Annotated in this window: 17 protein-coding genes; 10 read left to right on the top strand and 7 right to left on the bottom strand. The window is 68.3% G+C overall.

What is annotated here, in order from left to right; translation table 11 throughout:
• The first annotated feature begins 207 nt into the window (after positions 1–207).
• Positions 208–564 carry a WhiB family transcriptional regulator gene (locus RMCN_RS23450; protein ID WP_064415985.1) on the top strand — a complete coding sequence of 119 codons (357 nt, stop codon included), beginning with the start codon at positions 208–210 and terminating at the stop codon, positions 562–564.
• Between the two features lie 22 nt (positions 565–586).
• On the opposite strand, the gene RMCN_RS23445 is transcribed toward RMCN_RS23450, so the two are convergent.
• Both RMCN_RS23445 and RMCN_RS23440 read right to left on the bottom strand, forming a co-directional pair.
• A complete protein-coding gene (locus RMCN_RS23445; RefSeq protein ID WP_064415984.1) occupies positions 587–1714 on the bottom strand; it encodes an ATPase BagB in 1128 nt (375 codons plus the stop codon).
• Positions 1714–2733, bottom strand: coding sequence for an ATPase BagA (locus RMCN_RS23440; RefSeq protein ID WP_067394204.1), 1020 nt, complete (start codon positions 2731–2733; stop codon positions 1714–1716). The genes RMCN_RS23445 and RMCN_RS23440 overlap by 1 nt, the downstream gene beginning before the upstream one ends.
• A gap of 76 nt (positions 2734–2809) precedes the next feature.
• Here RMCN_RS23440 and RMCN_RS23435 point away from each other — a divergent pair, with 76 nt between their 5' ends.
• Genes RMCN_RS23435 through RMCN_RS23425 form a run of 3 tightly spaced genes read left to right on the top strand, consistent with a single transcriptional unit; the run spans position 2810 to position 4196 of the window.
• A complete protein-coding gene (locus RMCN_RS23435) occupies positions 2810–2971 on the top strand; it encodes a Sp36 family protein (RefSeq protein ID WP_110765918.1) in 162 nt (53 codons plus the stop codon).
• Complete coding sequence (locus RMCN_RS23430; protein ID WP_067394199.1) at positions 2968–3423, top strand: RidA family protein; 456 nt, start codon at positions 2968–2970, stop codon at positions 3421–3423. Before RMCN_RS23435 ends, RMCN_RS23430 begins: the two co-directional genes overlap by 4 nt.
• Positions 3420–4196 carry an MBL fold metallo-hydrolase gene (locus RMCN_RS23425; protein ID WP_067394195.1) on the top strand — a complete coding sequence of 259 codons (777 nt, stop codon included), beginning with the start codon at positions 3420–3422 and terminating at the stop codon, positions 4194–4196. Before RMCN_RS23430 ends, RMCN_RS23425 begins: the two co-directional genes overlap by 4 nt.
• Before the next feature lie 48 nt (positions 4197–4244).
• Here RMCN_RS23425 and crp read toward each other — a convergent pair whose 3' ends face one another.
• Together crp and RMCN_RS23415 are read right to left on the bottom strand one after the other, a co-directional pair.
• On the bottom strand, positions 4245–4919 hold the full coding sequence (gene crp, locus RMCN_RS23420; protein ID WP_064347819.1) for a cAMP-activated global transcriptional regulator CRP: 675 nt from the start codon (positions 4917–4919) through the stop codon (positions 4245–4247).
• 88 nt (positions 4920–5007) lie between these two features.
• Positions 5008–5301: a hypothetical protein gene (locus tag RMCN_RS23415; RefSeq protein WP_067394357.1), complete on the bottom strand. Its 294-nt coding sequence runs from the start codon at positions 5299–5301 to the stop codon at positions 5008–5010.
• Between the two features lie 157 nt (positions 5302–5458).
• Here RMCN_RS23415 and nth point away from each other — a divergent pair, with 157 nt between their 5' ends.
• The 4 genes from nth to marP are packed head-to-tail and all read left to right on the top strand — an operon-like array spanning position 5459 to position 8879.
• The gene (gene nth / locus RMCN_RS23410) at positions 5459–6241 is read left to right on the top strand and encodes an endonuclease III (RefSeq protein WP_084377678.1); all 783 of its coding nucleotides are present in this window, start codon (positions 5459–5461) and stop codon (positions 6239–6241) included.
• A 21-nt stretch (positions 6242–6262) separates the two neighbouring features.
• On the top strand, positions 6263–6922 hold the full coding sequence (locus RMCN_RS23405) for a TlpA family protein disulfide reductase (RefSeq protein WP_067394190.1): 660 nt from the start codon (positions 6263–6265) through the stop codon (positions 6920–6922).
• Positions 6919–7695 carry an NUDIX hydrolase gene (locus RMCN_RS23400; RefSeq protein WP_067394187.1) on the top strand — a complete coding sequence of 259 codons (777 nt, stop codon included), beginning with the start codon at positions 6919–6921 and terminating at the stop codon, positions 7693–7695. The genes RMCN_RS23405 and RMCN_RS23400 overlap by 4 nt, the downstream gene beginning before the upstream one ends.
• Entirely contained in the window at positions 7692–8879 is a 1188-nt protein-coding gene (marP, locus tag RMCN_RS23395; RefSeq protein ID WP_064415977.1) for an acid resistance serine protease MarP, read from the top strand. The genes RMCN_RS23400 and marP overlap by 4 nt, the downstream gene beginning before the upstream one ends.
• Here marP and RMCN_RS23390 read toward each other — a convergent pair.
• Both RMCN_RS23390 and RMCN_RS23385 read right to left on the bottom strand, forming a co-directional pair.
• Complete coding sequence (locus tag RMCN_RS23390; protein ID WP_067394184.1) at positions 8876–9817, bottom strand: alpha/beta fold hydrolase; 942 nt, start codon at positions 9815–9817, stop codon at positions 8876–8878. The two genes, marP and RMCN_RS23390, sit on opposite strands and share 4 nt — an antisense overlap.
• Positions 9818–10327, bottom strand: coding sequence for a phage holin family protein (locus tag RMCN_RS23385; protein WP_067394181.1), 510 nt, complete (start codon positions 10325–10327; stop codon positions 9818–9820).
• A gap of 232 nt (positions 10328–10559) precedes the next feature.
• Between RMCN_RS23385 and RMCN_RS23380 the strand changes: the two genes are divergently transcribed.
• The gene (locus RMCN_RS23380; protein WP_064416128.1) at positions 10560–11225 is read left to right on the top strand and encodes a S1 family peptidase; all 666 of its coding nucleotides are present in this window, start codon (positions 10560–10562) and stop codon (positions 11223–11225) included.
• A 16-nt stretch (positions 11226–11241) separates the two neighbouring features.
• Here RMCN_RS23380 and acs read toward each other — a convergent pair whose 3' ends face one another.
• Complete coding sequence (gene acs / locus RMCN_RS23375) at positions 11242–13209, bottom strand: acetate--CoA ligase (RefSeq protein WP_067394178.1); 1968 nt, start codon at positions 13207–13209, stop codon at positions 11242–11244.
• A gap of 140 nt (positions 13210–13349) precedes the next feature.
• Here acs and RMCN_RS23370 point away from each other — a divergent pair, with 140 nt between their 5' ends.
• Positions 13350–14108 carry a Fic family protein gene (locus RMCN_RS23370; RefSeq protein ID WP_067394174.1) on the top strand — a complete coding sequence of 253 codons (759 nt, stop codon included), beginning with the start codon at positions 13350–13352 and terminating at the stop codon, positions 14106–14108.
• Positions 14109–14203: the final 95 nt, after the last annotated feature.

Raw genomic sequence — 14203 nt, 5'->3', positions numbered from 1 at the left:
TTTTGCCGACTGACGGCACGGTCGTCCCAAAAAAGTGGAGGCGTACGTATTGCGCAAGACGGCTTTGACCATCTAATTTGGTCGGACAGTGCGATACAGGTCACACTGACCCCTCGCAATGTGACGTAGATCGCATGAGCGCTCTACTACCAGGGATCGCGCCGTACCGGTGTTGACCGGGGGGCGGTTGGAACGGAGGGAACTCTGGTGTCAGCTACGAGGCCCGCGGCGCGCAGGACCGCGATGACATCGTCGGCTCACAGCGTCGTCCACGGTGCCGAGGCCGAGGCCCGCATCGCCTGGGTGTCGCAGGCTCGATGCCGCCAGACCGATCCTGATGAGCTGTTCGTCCGGGGGGCCGCACAGCGCAAAGCCGCGGTGATCTGCCGGCATTGTCCGGTGATTCTCGAGTGCGGCGCCGACGCGCTCGACAACCGGGTGGAGTTCGGGGTCTGGGGTGGAATGACCGAACGGCAACGCCGCGCCCTGCTCAAGCAGCATCCCGAGGTCGTCTCCTGGGCGGAGTTCTTCAGCGCCCAGCGCAAACACCGCAACGCGGTCTGATCCGCGCGGGAGTCTTCGCCCGCTACGCGGCGCTCTCGCCGGTGATCTGATCGGCGATCGCCCGCAGCGCCTCCAGGTCTGAGACGTCGAACGGCAGCGAGGGCACGCCCACGATCGATACGTGCGGGTTGGCCCCGGTGAAGCGCGACAGCAGTCGGATCTCGCGTTTGGCGGTCATGGCCCGGTCGGCGTGAATCCGCAGCACCGCCGCCGGCACCGACTCCGGATCGCTCTTCTCGAGGGTTTCGGCGGCCTCCTCGGCCTTCTCGGCGTGCAGATCGCACAGCATCGGGTGGGTGCGGTTGAGGATCAAACCGGCCAGCGGCATGTGCTCCTCGGAGAGTCGGTCGACGAAGAACGACGCCTCGCGAAGCGCATCGGGTTCGGCCGCCGAGACCACCACGAACTGCGTCCCGCGCCGCTTGAGCAATTCATAAGTACGGTCGGCCTTCTCACGGAAGCCGCCGAACGTCGAGTCCAGGGACTGCACGAAAGACGCTGCGTCCGAGAGCATCTGCGAACCGAGAACCGTGGACAGCGCTTTCATCGCCAGCCCCATCGCGCCCGTGACCAACCGGCCGATACCCCGGCCTGGACCCAGCAGCAGCTTCCAGAGCCTGCTGTCCATGAAGCCGCCCAACCGTTTTGGCGCGTCCAGGAAATCCAACGCGTTGCGTGACGGCGGTGTGTCGACGACCACCAGATCCCACCGGTCCTCGGCCAGGAGCTGGCCGAGCTTCTCCATGGCCATGTACTCCTGAGTGCCGGCCAGCGAGGTGGCCACCGTCTGATAGAACTGGTTGTCCAGGATCTCTTGCGCCCGTTGGGTTCCCGAGTACTGGATGACCATCTCGTCGAACGTGCGGCGCATGTCGAGCATCATCGCGTGCAGTTCGCCCGACACCTCGGGGGCCAGCGGAACCCGTTGCGGGGTGTTGCCGAGCGTCTTGATGCCCAGCGCCTGGGCGAGCCGCTTGGCCGGGTCGATGGTCAGCACCACGACGGTCCTGCCGTACTCCGCCGCGCGCAGTGCCATCGCCGCCGCGGTGGTGGTCTTGCCGACGCCTCCCGCCCCGCAGCACACCACGACGCGGTTCGACGTGTCCTTGAGAATCGAGCCCATGTCGAGGGCCGGTGGAGTCGCACTCATCATCGCACCCCCTGGCGTTCGAGTTCTTCTGCGAGTTCGTACAGGCTGCCGAGGTCGACACCGTCGACGATCTGCGGCAACTGCAGGCGCGCCACGTCCAGCGCGTCGAGCTGCTCCGCGCTTTCGGCGCGCGCCTTGATCCGGGTCGCGTGCTGGATCGTCTCGGTCAACAGGCCGGCGAAATCGGAGTCCGACAACGTGATTCCAGCCTCGGCCAGTTCGGCTCGCACGGTGTCGGCGTCGATGTCTCCTTCGGCCGCCTTGGTCAACGCATCGGCAGGCAGGTAAGCGGGGATGTTGCGGTTGACGATGACGCTGCCGATGGGCAGGCCGAGTTCCTTGAGCTCGTCGATGGCCTCCAGTGTCTCCTGGATGGGCAGCGCCTCGAGCAGCGTGACCAGATGGATGGCGGTCATGTCGGAGTGCAGCACCTTGACCACGCTTTCGGCCTGGCCGTGCACCGGGCCGCCCTTGGCCAGATCCGACACCGCCTTGGTGACATCGAGGAACCGAGCGATGCGACCCGTCGGCGGGGAATCGACCACGACGGCGTCGTAGACGGGCTGTTTGCCTTTCTCCGCGCGGGTCACGATCTCGCGGATCTTGCCGGTCAGCAGCACGTCGCGCAGACCCGGCGCGATCGTGGTCGCGAACTCGACGGCCCCGATCCGGCGCATCGCGCGCCCGGCCAGACCCAGGTTGTAGAACATCTCGAGGTACTCCAGGAACGCGGCCTCGGTGTCGATGGCCAGCGCGTTGACCTGACCGCCGCCCTCGGCGGTCGCGATCTTGACCTCCTGGTAGGGCAGTGGCGGCACGTCGAACAACTGCGCAATGCCTTGGCGCCCTTCGACTTCCACCAACAGCACCTTGCGGCCGCCCGCGGCCAGCGCCAACGCCAGCGATGCAGCGATCGTCGATTTGCCGGTGCCACCCTTGCCGGTGACGAAGTGCAGGCGAGCCTTGCTCAGCCGGGAGGGCCAGCCGACGGATCTACCGCCATTGGTAGTGGGAGCCACCCGTGCATGCTAGCCAACGAACTTTCGCGCTCCGCAGGTCCGCGGCTCGTAGCCCTCCGGAGATAAGCTCGGGCGCATGACCGAATCGACCCGGTGGGAGTACTCCACCGTTCCGCTGCTGACCCACGCCACCAAGCAGATCCTCGATCAGTGGGGCGAGGACGGTTGGGAGTTGGTGTCTGTGCTGCCGGGGCCCACGGGTGAACAGCACGTCGCCTACCTCAAGCGTCCCAAGTGACACCCTCCGCGCGGCTGGCGGAGTTGGGCATCGAACTGCCTCCACTGGTCGCGCCGTTGGCGGCCTACGTGCCCGCGGTACGCACCGGCAACCTCGTCTACACCGCGGGCCAGCTGCCTATCCGAGACGGCGAGCTGGTGCTCACCGGGAAGGTCGGCGGTCCGGTGGCACCCGAGCAGGCCCATGAGCTGGCCCGGGTGTGCGCGCTCAACGCGCTGGCCGCGGTGCACTCGCTTGTCGGCATCGACGCGGTGACCCGGGTGGTCAAGGTGGTCGGGTTCGTCGCCTCGGCTCCTGGATTCCACGGTCAGCCGGGTGTGATCAACGGCGCGTCGGAACTGTTCGGTGAGGTGTTCGGGGAGGCCGGCGCGCATGCGCGTTCCGCGGTCGGGGTGTCCGAGCTGCCCAGGGACGCCCCGGTCGAGGTGGAAGTGATCGTGGAGGTCGCGTGACGGCGGAGCATCCGGCGTACGGAGGGCTGCGTCCGGTCACCGACACCGCCTCCGTGCTGCTGTGCGACAACCCCGGTTTGTTGACGCTGGAAGGCACCAACACGTGGGTGTTGCGCGGCCCCGGCAGCGACGAGATGGTCGTCGTCGACCCCGGACCCGATGACGACGAGCACGTCGGGCGGCTCGCGGAACTCGGCACGATTCCGCTGGTGCTGATCAGCCACAAACACGAGGACCACACCGGCGCCATCGACAAGATCGTCGACCGCACGGGTGCGGTGGTGCGATCCGTGGGCAGCGGATTCCTGCGAGGCCTCGGCGGCCCGCTCACCGACGGTGAGGTCATCGAGGCCGCCGGGCTGCGGATCACCGTGATGGCGACACCGGGGCACACCGTGGACTCGGTGTCGTTCCTGCTCGACGACGCGGTGCTGACCGCCGACACCGTGCTGGGCCGCGGGACGACCGTCATCGACAAAGAGGACGGCAGTCTCGCCGACTACCTCGAGTCACTGCAGCGGCTGCGGGGCCTCGGGCCGCGCACCGTGCTGCCCGGACACGGGCCCGATCTCGAGGACCTCGAAGCCGTCACCGACATGTACCTGGCACACCGCGAAGAGCGGCTCGACCAGGTGCGCGCGGCGTTGCGAGAGCTCGGCGACGACGCCAGCGTGCGACAGGTCGTCGAGCACGTCTATACCGACGTCGACGAGAAGCTGTGGGACGTGGCCGAGTGGAGCGTCCAAGCGCAGCTCGACTATCTGCGCGCCTGAGTTGTGGAGTCCTACCGGCGCTCATCGCCGGTGCGGCTCCACAAATCGCTACCGCGCTCGGCGGGCCAGCCGTTCCGAGTCGGAGATCAGAACGCTCTTGCCCTCCAAGCGAATCCAACCGCGATGAGCGAAGTCGGCGAGCGCCTTATTGACGGTCTCCCTCGACGCGCCGACGAGCTGGGCGATCTCCTCCTGGGTGAGGTCGTGGGTCACCCGCAGCGCGCCACCCTCCTGGGTGCCGAACCGCTGCGCCAGCTGAAGCAGCTGCTTGGCCACCCGGCCGGGAACGTCGGTGAAGATCAGGTCGGCGAGGTTGTTGTTGGTGCGACGCAACCGGCGGGCGAGCACCCGCAGCAGCTGCTCGGCGATCTCGGGCCGGTCGGCGATCCACGCCCGCAGCGCGTCGCGGTCCATCGACACCGCGCGAACCTCGGTGATGGTGGTCGCGCTCGACGTCCGCGGACCGGGGTCGAAGATCGAGAGTTCACCGAACATGTCCGACGGACCCATGATCGTGAGCAGGTTCTCGCGGCCGTCCGGCGAGCGGCGCCCGATCTTGACCTTGCCGGAAATGATGATGTAGAGCCGGTCGCCGGGCTCACCCTCGGCGAACACGGTGTGTCCACGGGGGAAGTCGACTGGCTGCAGTTGCTTGGTCAGCGCGGTGACGGCGCTGGGTTCGACCCCCTGGAAGATTCCGGCCCGCGCCAGGATCTCGTCCACGTTGCCCCTCTTAAGCTGTTAGGTGAAGCCGACCTCTATCGGTAAGCGAGATAAGTCTAGAGGTACCCGGTTTCGTGACCAGCCCACGCTACACACGATCGGCATGTCGGGTCTGCTGAAATTCGGGATTCATCGTCTGCTGCGGATATGGCCGTACCGGCAGATCCTCGTCCCGAATAACCGCCGTTGACCCGCTCGTGGCCGCGTGCGCGACGTGTTGGCGAAGACGCAGCCCGTCCAATGCCCGGCTCATTCCGTCGCGCGCCAGCGTGTCGACGTCCAGCGGCTCGGCGTGCTCGAAGAACTGCGCCACATCGGTGGCGGAGACCGTGTCGCGGTGCAGGCCGGCCTCCAGGCGCTGCAGCCCGAGCGTCGCAGCCATCAGCAACCCGGGAATCAGGCCAACGAGCAACCACGACACAAGGCAGAAGTAAACACGCCGAAAGTCTCAGCGGGATCACGAATCGTCACCGGTCCGCAGTAGGTCGACGGCGCGATCCGCGGTGGCTTTGTCTCAGCCTCTCAGTACGCTGGCATTCGTGACCGTAAGCGAGGCGTCGGCAAAGAAGGCGGGTACGCGTAAGCGCGCCCGGAATCGGGACGGCGAGACGCGGATTGGCCTCGTCCGTCGCGCGCGGCGCATGAATCGCACGCTGGCGCAGGCGTTTCCGCACGTGTACTGCGAGCTGGACTTCACCAATCCCCTCGAGCTCACCGTCGCGACGATCCTGTCGGCCCAAAGCACCGACAAGCGGGTCAACCTCACGACACCGGCGCTGTTCAAGAAATATCGCACCGCCCTGGACTACGCGCAGGCCGACCGCACCGAACTGGAAGAGCTCATCCGGCCCACCGGGTTCTTTCGCAACAAGGCGAACTCGCTCATCAGGCTGGGCCAGGAACTCGTCGAGCGGTTCGACGGGGAGGTTCCGGCGACCATGGAGGAGCTGGTCAGCCTGCCGGGGGTCGGGCGCAAGACCGCCAACGTCATCCTCGGCAACGCATTCGGCGTCCCCGGCATCACGGTCGACACCCACTTCGGCAGGCTCGTCCGCCGCTGGGGGTGGACCACCGAAGAGGATCCGGTCAAGGTCGAGCACGCGGTCGGCGAGTTGATCGAGCGCAGTGAGTGGACCGATCTGAGCCACCGGGTGATCTTTCACGGCCGCCGCGTCTGCCACGCGCGCAAGCCGGCGTGCGGCGTCTGCGTGCTGGCCGACGACTGCCCCTCGTTCGGCATCGGCCCCACCGACCCCCTGATCGCCGCGCCGCTGGTCAAGGGGCCCGAAACCGAGCATCTGCTGGCCTTGGCCGGCCTGTAGCCGCAACCGCCGCGATCGACCGTGCGTACCTCCACCCGTTGGACCGTCGTGGTGCTCGTTGTTCTCGTGGCGCTCGGGTGGGCACTGTGGTCGCAGCTGGACCGCGACACCGACTCCCCCGGGGCACCGACGCAGGACAGTGCGCGCGACCGCCGTGCCGCCGACACCGCCGAAGCGCTGGCGGGCCCGCGGGCCGAGGCCGACCTGCCGCCGTGCCCCGCGCCGGGAGCCGGGGCGGGACCCGAGGCATTGCGCGGCATCACGCTGGAGTGCGCGGGGGACGGGGTGATGGTCGACGTGGCCAAGGCGCTGGCCGGCCGCGTCGTCGTGCTCAACCTGTGGGCGTACTGGTGCGCGCCGTGCGCCGCCGAACTCCCCGCGATGGCCGAATACCAGCGACGCATGGGACCGGACGTGACCGTGCTGACGGTGCACCAGGACGAGAACGAGACCGCGGCGCTGCTGCGGCTGGCCGAACTCGGCGTGCGGCTGCCCACATTGCAGGACGGCAGGCGGCTGATCGCCGCCGCGCTGCGGGTACCCAACGTCATGCCCGCAACCGTGGTCTTGCGCGCGGACGGTAGCGTTGCTGAGGTCCTGCCGCGCTCTTTCACCAGCGCCGATGAGATCGCCGCAGCGGTGGGGCCGCAGGTCGGCGCGAGGACGGGAGAGCCGGGGTGAGCTGGGTCAGCGAGGGCAGCGGTCTGACGCCCGATGCCGCTCCGGCCTGGCTCAAACCGTTGCTGGACAACGCCGGCGACATCAAGCGGGCGTACCGCAGGCGCGTACCGCCCGAGCTGCTCGCGATGGTCACCAGCGAAGGCAAACCGGCGCAGGCCGACGCCCGCGAGGCTGCGGTGCTGGTGTTGTTCTCCGGACCATCCGACTCCCCGACCGGCGGTGTGCCCGACGACGCCGACCTGCTGGTCACGGTGCGCGCGGGAACCCTGCGACACCACGCAGGTCAGGCCGCGTTTCCCGGTGGTGCCGTCGAGCCCGGCGACCACAGCCCGGTGCAGACGGCGCTGCGGGAGGCCAACGAGGAAACCGGGATCGACGCCGAGCGGTTGCATCCGCTCACCACGATGGAGCGGTTGTTCATACCCCCGTCGGGATTTCACGTCGTGCCGGTGCTCGCCTACTCGCCGGACCCCGGACCGGTGGGCGTCGTCGACGAGGCCGAGACCGCGCACGTCGCCCGGGTCCCGGTCCGCGCGTTCATCAACCCCGAGAACCGAATCATGGTGTACCGCAAGGCCAACACCCGGCGGTACGCGGGTCCGGCGTTCCTGCTCAACGAGATGCTGGTGTGGGGTTTCACCGGTCAGGTGATCTCGGCGATGCTCGACGTCGCCGGATGGGCCCAGCCGTGGAATACCGGCGACGTGCGCGAACTGGAGGACGCAATGGCGCTCGTCGGCCGCGGCGCCGGTTACGGTGATGCACAACCATGACATCGTCACAGTGGGTGGACCTCGTCGTCCTCGGCATCGCCTTCGTGGCGGGTATTTCGGGCTGGCGCTCGGGCGCGCTGGGCTCGATGCTGTCGTTTCTCGGGGTGGTGCTCGGTGCCGTCGCCGGGGTGCTGCTGGCGCCCCATCTGGTCGCCAACATCGAGGGGCCCCGCACCAAGCTGTTCGTGACGCTGTTTTTGATCCTGGCGCTGGTCGTCGTCGGCGAGATCGCCGGCGTCGTGCTCGGCCGGGCGGTGCGCAGCGCCATCCGCAACCGCTCGCTGCGGGCGGTCGACTCGCTGATCGGGGTGGCAATCCAGATCGTGGCCGTCCTGGTGGCCGCGTGGATGCTGACGTACCCACTGCAGTCGTCCGACCAACCGAACCTCGCCGCGGCCGTGCGTGGCTCGCAGGTGCTCAAGGAGGTCAACGACCTGGCGCCGGGGTGGCTGCGCGAGGTGCCGAAGCGGCTCTCGGCGTTGTTGGACACGTCCGGGCTGCCCGATGTGCTGCAGCCCTTCGGGCGCACCCCGATCGTGGCCGTCGACGCGCCCGACGCCGCACTGGCCGCGGACCCGGTCGTGGCGTCGGCGCGGCCCAGCGTCGTCAAGATCCGCGGGGTCGCCCCGGGTTGCCAGAAGGTCCTCGAAGGAACCGGCTTCGTCGCAGCCAGCAACCGCGTGATCTCGAACGCGCACGTGGTCGCCGGATCGGAGAGCGTCACCGTCGAGGCCGACGGGCAGACCTACGACGCCTTCGTCGTGTCCTACGACCCGCAAGCCGACATCTCGATCCTCGACGTGCCGGACCTGCCGTCGGCCCCGTTGTCGTTCGCCGACACACCGGCCACCACCGGCACCGACGCCGTCGTGATGGGCTATCCCGGCGGCGGGAACTTCGTCGCCACACCGGCGCGCGTCCGCGAGATCATCGAGCTGAGCGGTCCCGACATCTATCGCACCACCACCGTCGAGCGCGAGGTCTACACGATCAGAGGAACTGTGCGCCAAGGTAATTCGGGTGGCCCGATGATCGACCGTGAGGGGCGGGTGCTGGGCGTGGTGTTCGGTGCCGCGGTCGACGACGCCGACACCGGTTTCGTGCTGACCGCCAACGAGGTGTCGGCGCAACTGGCCAAGTTGGGCAACAGCGAACGCGTGCCCACCGGCGCCTGCATCGCCTAGCCGTACACCTGCCCCACGAAACGGGACAACTGGTCGTTGACCGTGTCCGGTGCCTCCTCGTGACCGAAATGCCCTGCGCCATCGATGGATACGTACCTGCCATGCGGTGCGTAACGCTGCGTCCGGTACACCGGGTCGGCCAGTACGTACGGGTCGGCGACACCCCGCATGTGCAGCACCGGCACGCTGATGGGCCGCTTCATCGTGCGCATGAAACGGCGACCCTCGCCGCGGAGTTGGCTGCGCACCGCCCACCGCTGATACTCGAGCGCCGAGTGCGCGGCCCCGGGTATCTGAATGGCGCGGCGCATGTGCGCGATGGTCTCGGAGAAGTCCTCGGTCCCAAGCCATTTGTCACCCGCACGGCTGCGCACAAGGCGTTCGAGTTCGGCGCCGTCGTTGCGGGTCAACGCCCGCTCGGGCCACATCGGCACCTGGTAGCGCAGCATCCAGGGCAGCAGCGCGCGACCCTGGTCGCGGCGGCGCAGCGCCGAGGCACGCAGTGCCGCCGGATGCGGTGAGCTGACCACCGCGATCGCCCGGACCGCACGCGGATGCAGCACCGCGGTGGCCCAGCACACCAGGCCGCCGTCGGCATGCCCGACCAGCGTTGCGCTCTTGTGTCCCAGCGCCCGCACCAGGCCCGCGGTGTCGCCGGCCAGCGTCCAGCCGTCATAGCCCCGCGGGGGTTTGTCGCTGGCGCCGTAACCGCGCAGGTCGACGGCGACCACGCGGGCACCGGTCAAGCCGCGCAGTTGATGGCGCCAGGACCACCAGAACGACCCGAATCCGTGCAGCAGGATGACCAGCGGCTGCTCGGCGCCCGCGGCCGCCTCGCTCTGCGCTTCGACCACATGGAAGCGAATACCGTTGGCGTGCACCTTCAGATGCCGCCATGGCCCGTCGATACGGACGACCGACGGAGCGGGTGGGGGCACTTACCAGCCCGACGGGTCGGCGGTCGACACCGGCTTTCCGTCGCCCGAGGCGATCTCCTTGGTCCTGTCATGGCCCGGCGTCAGCGCTTCGGGGATCTCCTTGACCGATTCGATCGTCTTCTGCGGCCCGCGGATTCGTCGCACCTTCAGATAGCCGAGGAAGGCGAATATGGCGGTGACGACGACCATCAGGCCGAACACGATCAGGTACGCCGCCCACTTCACCAGCCACAGGTCGAGCAGCTCACCGAGGAAGAAGAAGAAAAAGAACGTCGAGTAGAACAGCACGACCAGCGCGAGGATGAAGAAGACGCTGCCGGTCAGTCCCTTCTTGACGTCGCGGGTGATCTCGGCCTTGGCCAGCTCGACCTCGGCGCGCACCAGCGTGGACACCTGTGCGGTCGCGTCCTTGACGAGGTCACCGATCGACGGGTCGGCCTTTGGCGCATGCGGATCGACCAGCGGTATCGACGTGACGGTGGTCGGCGCGCCATTCCTGCGATCGCTCACGACGGTTCCTCCCGCATTGGCCGGATCGCCGGATGTCCCGGCGTTGGTCCCATTGCCGGCGCCGCCGGCGATGGTGTCGGTCGCGACTCATGTTGCCATGTGGCGTGCGCTCAAACGATCCCGGCCGACGATAGACTGGCCGGATCAGTGGCAGGGCAGGTCGGGGCGCGTCGATAGGGGAAACGTTCACGTGAAGACCAGCGGCCTCCAGCTGTGCCGTCTCGCCACGACCATCGTCGTCGCCGCGGCAGCTCTGCTCTGCATGCCCGCCGCCGCGCACGCCCAGGGGTTGGTCGCGCTCGGCGGCGGCTCGGGCCTGGTCGTCAACGGCGAGACGCTGTGCACGCTCACCGCGATCGGCAACGACAACCGGGGGCGACTGGTGGGCTTCACCTCCGCACACTGCGGCGGGCCCGGCGCCACAGTCAGTGCCGAAGGCGTCGATGCCGCCGGCGTGGTGGGCACGATGGTCGCGGGCAACGACGCCCTGGACTACGCCGTCATCGAGTTCGATCCGCAGAAGGTGCGCCCGGTCAACAACGTCGACGGGTTCCAGATCGACGGCCTGGGACCCGATCCGGTCGCCGGTGACATCGCCTGCAAACTCGGGCGCACGACCGGGTACTCGTGCGGCGTGACGTGGGGCCCGGGTGAGGAGCCGGGCACCATCGTCAACCAGGTGTGCGGTCAGCCAGGGGATTCCGGCGCGCCGGTCACCGTCAACAACCGACTGGTCGGCATGATCCACGGCGCCTTCTCCGAGGCCCTGCCCACGTGCGTCATCAAGTACATCCCGCTGCACACCCCCGCGGTGACCATGTCGTTCAACACGCAGTTGGCCGACATCACGGCCAAGAACCGGCCGGGGACGGGCTTCGTCCCCGTCGGCGCCGCCTGATCCCGCGGGTGCTCACCTAGCTTTCGGTCTTGCTGGCGCGGATCGCCTCGAACACGTTCGGATCGACCAGTGTCGACGTGTCGCCGAGTTCGCGGCCTTCGGCCACGTCCCGCAGAAGCCGGCGCATGATCTTGCCGCTGCGCGTCTTGGGCAGTTCGGGTACGACGTGAATCTCCCTGGGCCGGGCGATCTTTCCGATCTCCTTGGCGACCTGTGCGGAAAGTTCCTGCACCATGTCGTCGCTGTCTTTGGCGTGCGACTCGAGGATGACGAATGCGCAGATGCCCTGGCCGGTGGTCTCGTCGCTGGCGCCGACGACCGCGGCCTCGGCGACATGGGAGTGCCCGACCAACGCCGACTCGACCTCTGCGGTCGAAATGCGGTGTCCCGATACGTTCATCACGTCATCGATGCGGCCGAGCACCCAGATGTCGCCGTCGGCGTCGACCCTGGCCCCGTCGCCGGCGAAGTACCAACCCTGCTTCTCGAACCGCTTCCAGTAGGTCTCCTTGTACCGCTGGGGGTCCTTCCAGATACCGCGCAGCATCGCAGGCCACGGTTGATCGAGGACGAGGTAGCCGGTGACATGCTCGGCGCCTTCGGCCTCGGGCGACAGATCGTTGCCCTCGTCATCGACGATCCTGGCCGTGATGCCCGGCAGTGGTGTCATCGCCGCACCCGGCTTGGCCGCCGTCACACCGGGCAACGGGGAGATCATGATCGCCCCGGTCTCGGTCTGCCACCAGGTGTCGACCACCGGAGTCCGGTCGCCGCCGATGACCTTGCGATACCACCGCCAGGCCTCCGGGTTGATCGGCTCGCCGACCGACCCCAGCAGGCGCAAGCTGGACAGGTCGTGGGCGTCGGGGATCTCACGACCCCACTTCATGAACGTGCGGATCAGGGTCGGGGCGGTGTAATAGATTGTCACACCGTACTTTTCGATGATCTCGAAGTGACGGTGCTCGCTCGGGGAGTTGGGAGTGCCCTCGTAGACCACTTGTGTGCACCCGTTGGACAGTGGGCCGAACACGATGTAGCTGTGCCCGGTGACCCAGCCGATGTCGGCGGTGCACCAGTACACGTCGGTTTCCGGCTTGGCGTCGAACACGTAGTAGTGGGTGTAGGACGACTGGGTGAGAAAGCCGCCGGAGGTGTGCACGATGCCCTTGGGCTTGCCCGTGGTGCCCGAGGTGTACAGCAAGAACAGCGGATGTTCGGAGTCGAACGCCTCGGGAGTGTGTTCGGTGGAGGCGGCGTCGACGATGTCGTGCCACCAGACATCGCGGCCCTCAGTCCACGGCACGTCGATGCCGGTGCGCTCCACCACCAGCACGTGCTCGACGGATGCCTGGCCCTGCACCGCTTCGTCGACGCCGGTTTTCAACGGCACCGCCTGACCGCGTCGGTACTGCCCGTCGGTGGTGATGACCAACTTGGCCTCGGCGTCCTCGATGCGCGCGGCCAGCGCCGAGGATGAGAACCCGGCGAAGACCACGCTGTGCAGCACCCCGAGACGCGCGCACGCCAGCATCGCGATGATCGCCTCCGGGATCATCGGCATGTAGATGGCGGCCCGGTCCCCCGCGCGGAGTCCCAGTTCTGTCAGCGCGTTGGCGGCCTTGCAGACCTCGTCTTTGAGTTGGGCGTAGGTCAGCGCGTGCGAGTCACCGACCGGTTCGCCCTCCCAGTACAGGGCCACCCGGTCGCCGTGGCCGGCTTCGACGTGGCGGTCCACGCAGTTGTAGGCCACGTTGAGTTTTCCGCCGACGAACCATTTGGCGAACGGGGCGTCCGACCAATCGAGCACCTCGCCGAACGGTGTCTCCCACTCGAGCCGATTGGCCTGCTCCGCCCAGAAGGCCAATCGGTCCTTCTCGGCCTGACGGTAAAGGTCCTCGGTCGCATTCGCCTGCTCGGCGAACTCCGGAGACGGGGGATAGACGGACGGACCGTGAGCGTGCTGCGCCGATGACTCTGCCATATCTGTGAGGGTAGTCACCTTGTCGCGCTCACACATTGGCATGCCACAGTCCGCTGGGCCGACGGGCTGGGCCGCCGGGTGCGTCCGGTGCGGACAGCGTCGTGGCTTGCGGGGTCAGCGGTGGGCTAGCGTGTGCTGCCGTGACCGGTGGCTTCGCGAAGGACCCGTTGGCGCCGCTGGCCGAACTGCCCGGCGTGGCCGAGGCAGCCGAGGAGGCCCGCGAAGCGCTGGGCCGCGCACACCGCCACCGAACCAACCTGCGGGGCTGGCCGAAGAGTGCCGCCGAAGCCGCGCTGCGGGCCGCCCGAGCGTCGTCGGTGCTCGACGGCGGTGCGCTTCACCTGTCCGACGACGGCACCCCCGATCCGGTGCTGGCCGGGGCGCTGCGGGTGTCCGAAGCGGTGGAAGGCGGGGCGACGACACTGGTCGGTGTGTGGCAGCGCGCCCCGCTGCAGGCCATCGCCCGGTTGCACGCGCTGGCGGCCGCCGACATCGCAACCGACGACCGGTTGGGTCGCCCGCGCCAGGACGCCGATGTCAGCACCCGGCTGACCCTGCTGGCCGACATCTTGACTGGAGGCACCCGGGTCCCGGCGCCCGTGCTCGCCGCCGTCGTGCACGGTGAGCTGCTCACGCTCGCCCCGTTCGGTGCCGCCGACGGTGTGGTGGCGCGGGCGGCGTCGCGGTTGGTGACGATCACCACCGGACTGGACCCGCACGGGCTCGGCGTGCCGGAGGTTCACTGGATGCGCCGGTCCGGCGACTACGACGCCGCGGCGCGGGGTTTCTCATCCGGAACTCCCGACGGCCTGACCGCCTGGATCCTGTTGAGCTGTCACGCATTGCACGCGGGAGCCCGCGAGGCGCTGTCGATCGCGCAGGCGGCCTCGTCGTCCTGAGGGGTTGCTGGAAGGGACGGCCGGCACGCGCCGTCGACCGGCCTTCCAATGCGAAGCGGGCGACGCTCCGAACGTGGTTCGGCTCGTCGCCCGCT

Source organism: Mycolicibacterium novocastrense, assembly GCF_001570485.1.
Taxonomy (GTDB): domain Bacteria; phylum Actinomycetota; class Actinomycetes; order Mycobacteriales; family Mycobacteriaceae; genus Mycobacterium; species Mycobacterium novocastrense.
This window is presented reverse-complemented; position numbering and strand designations above follow the sequence as displayed.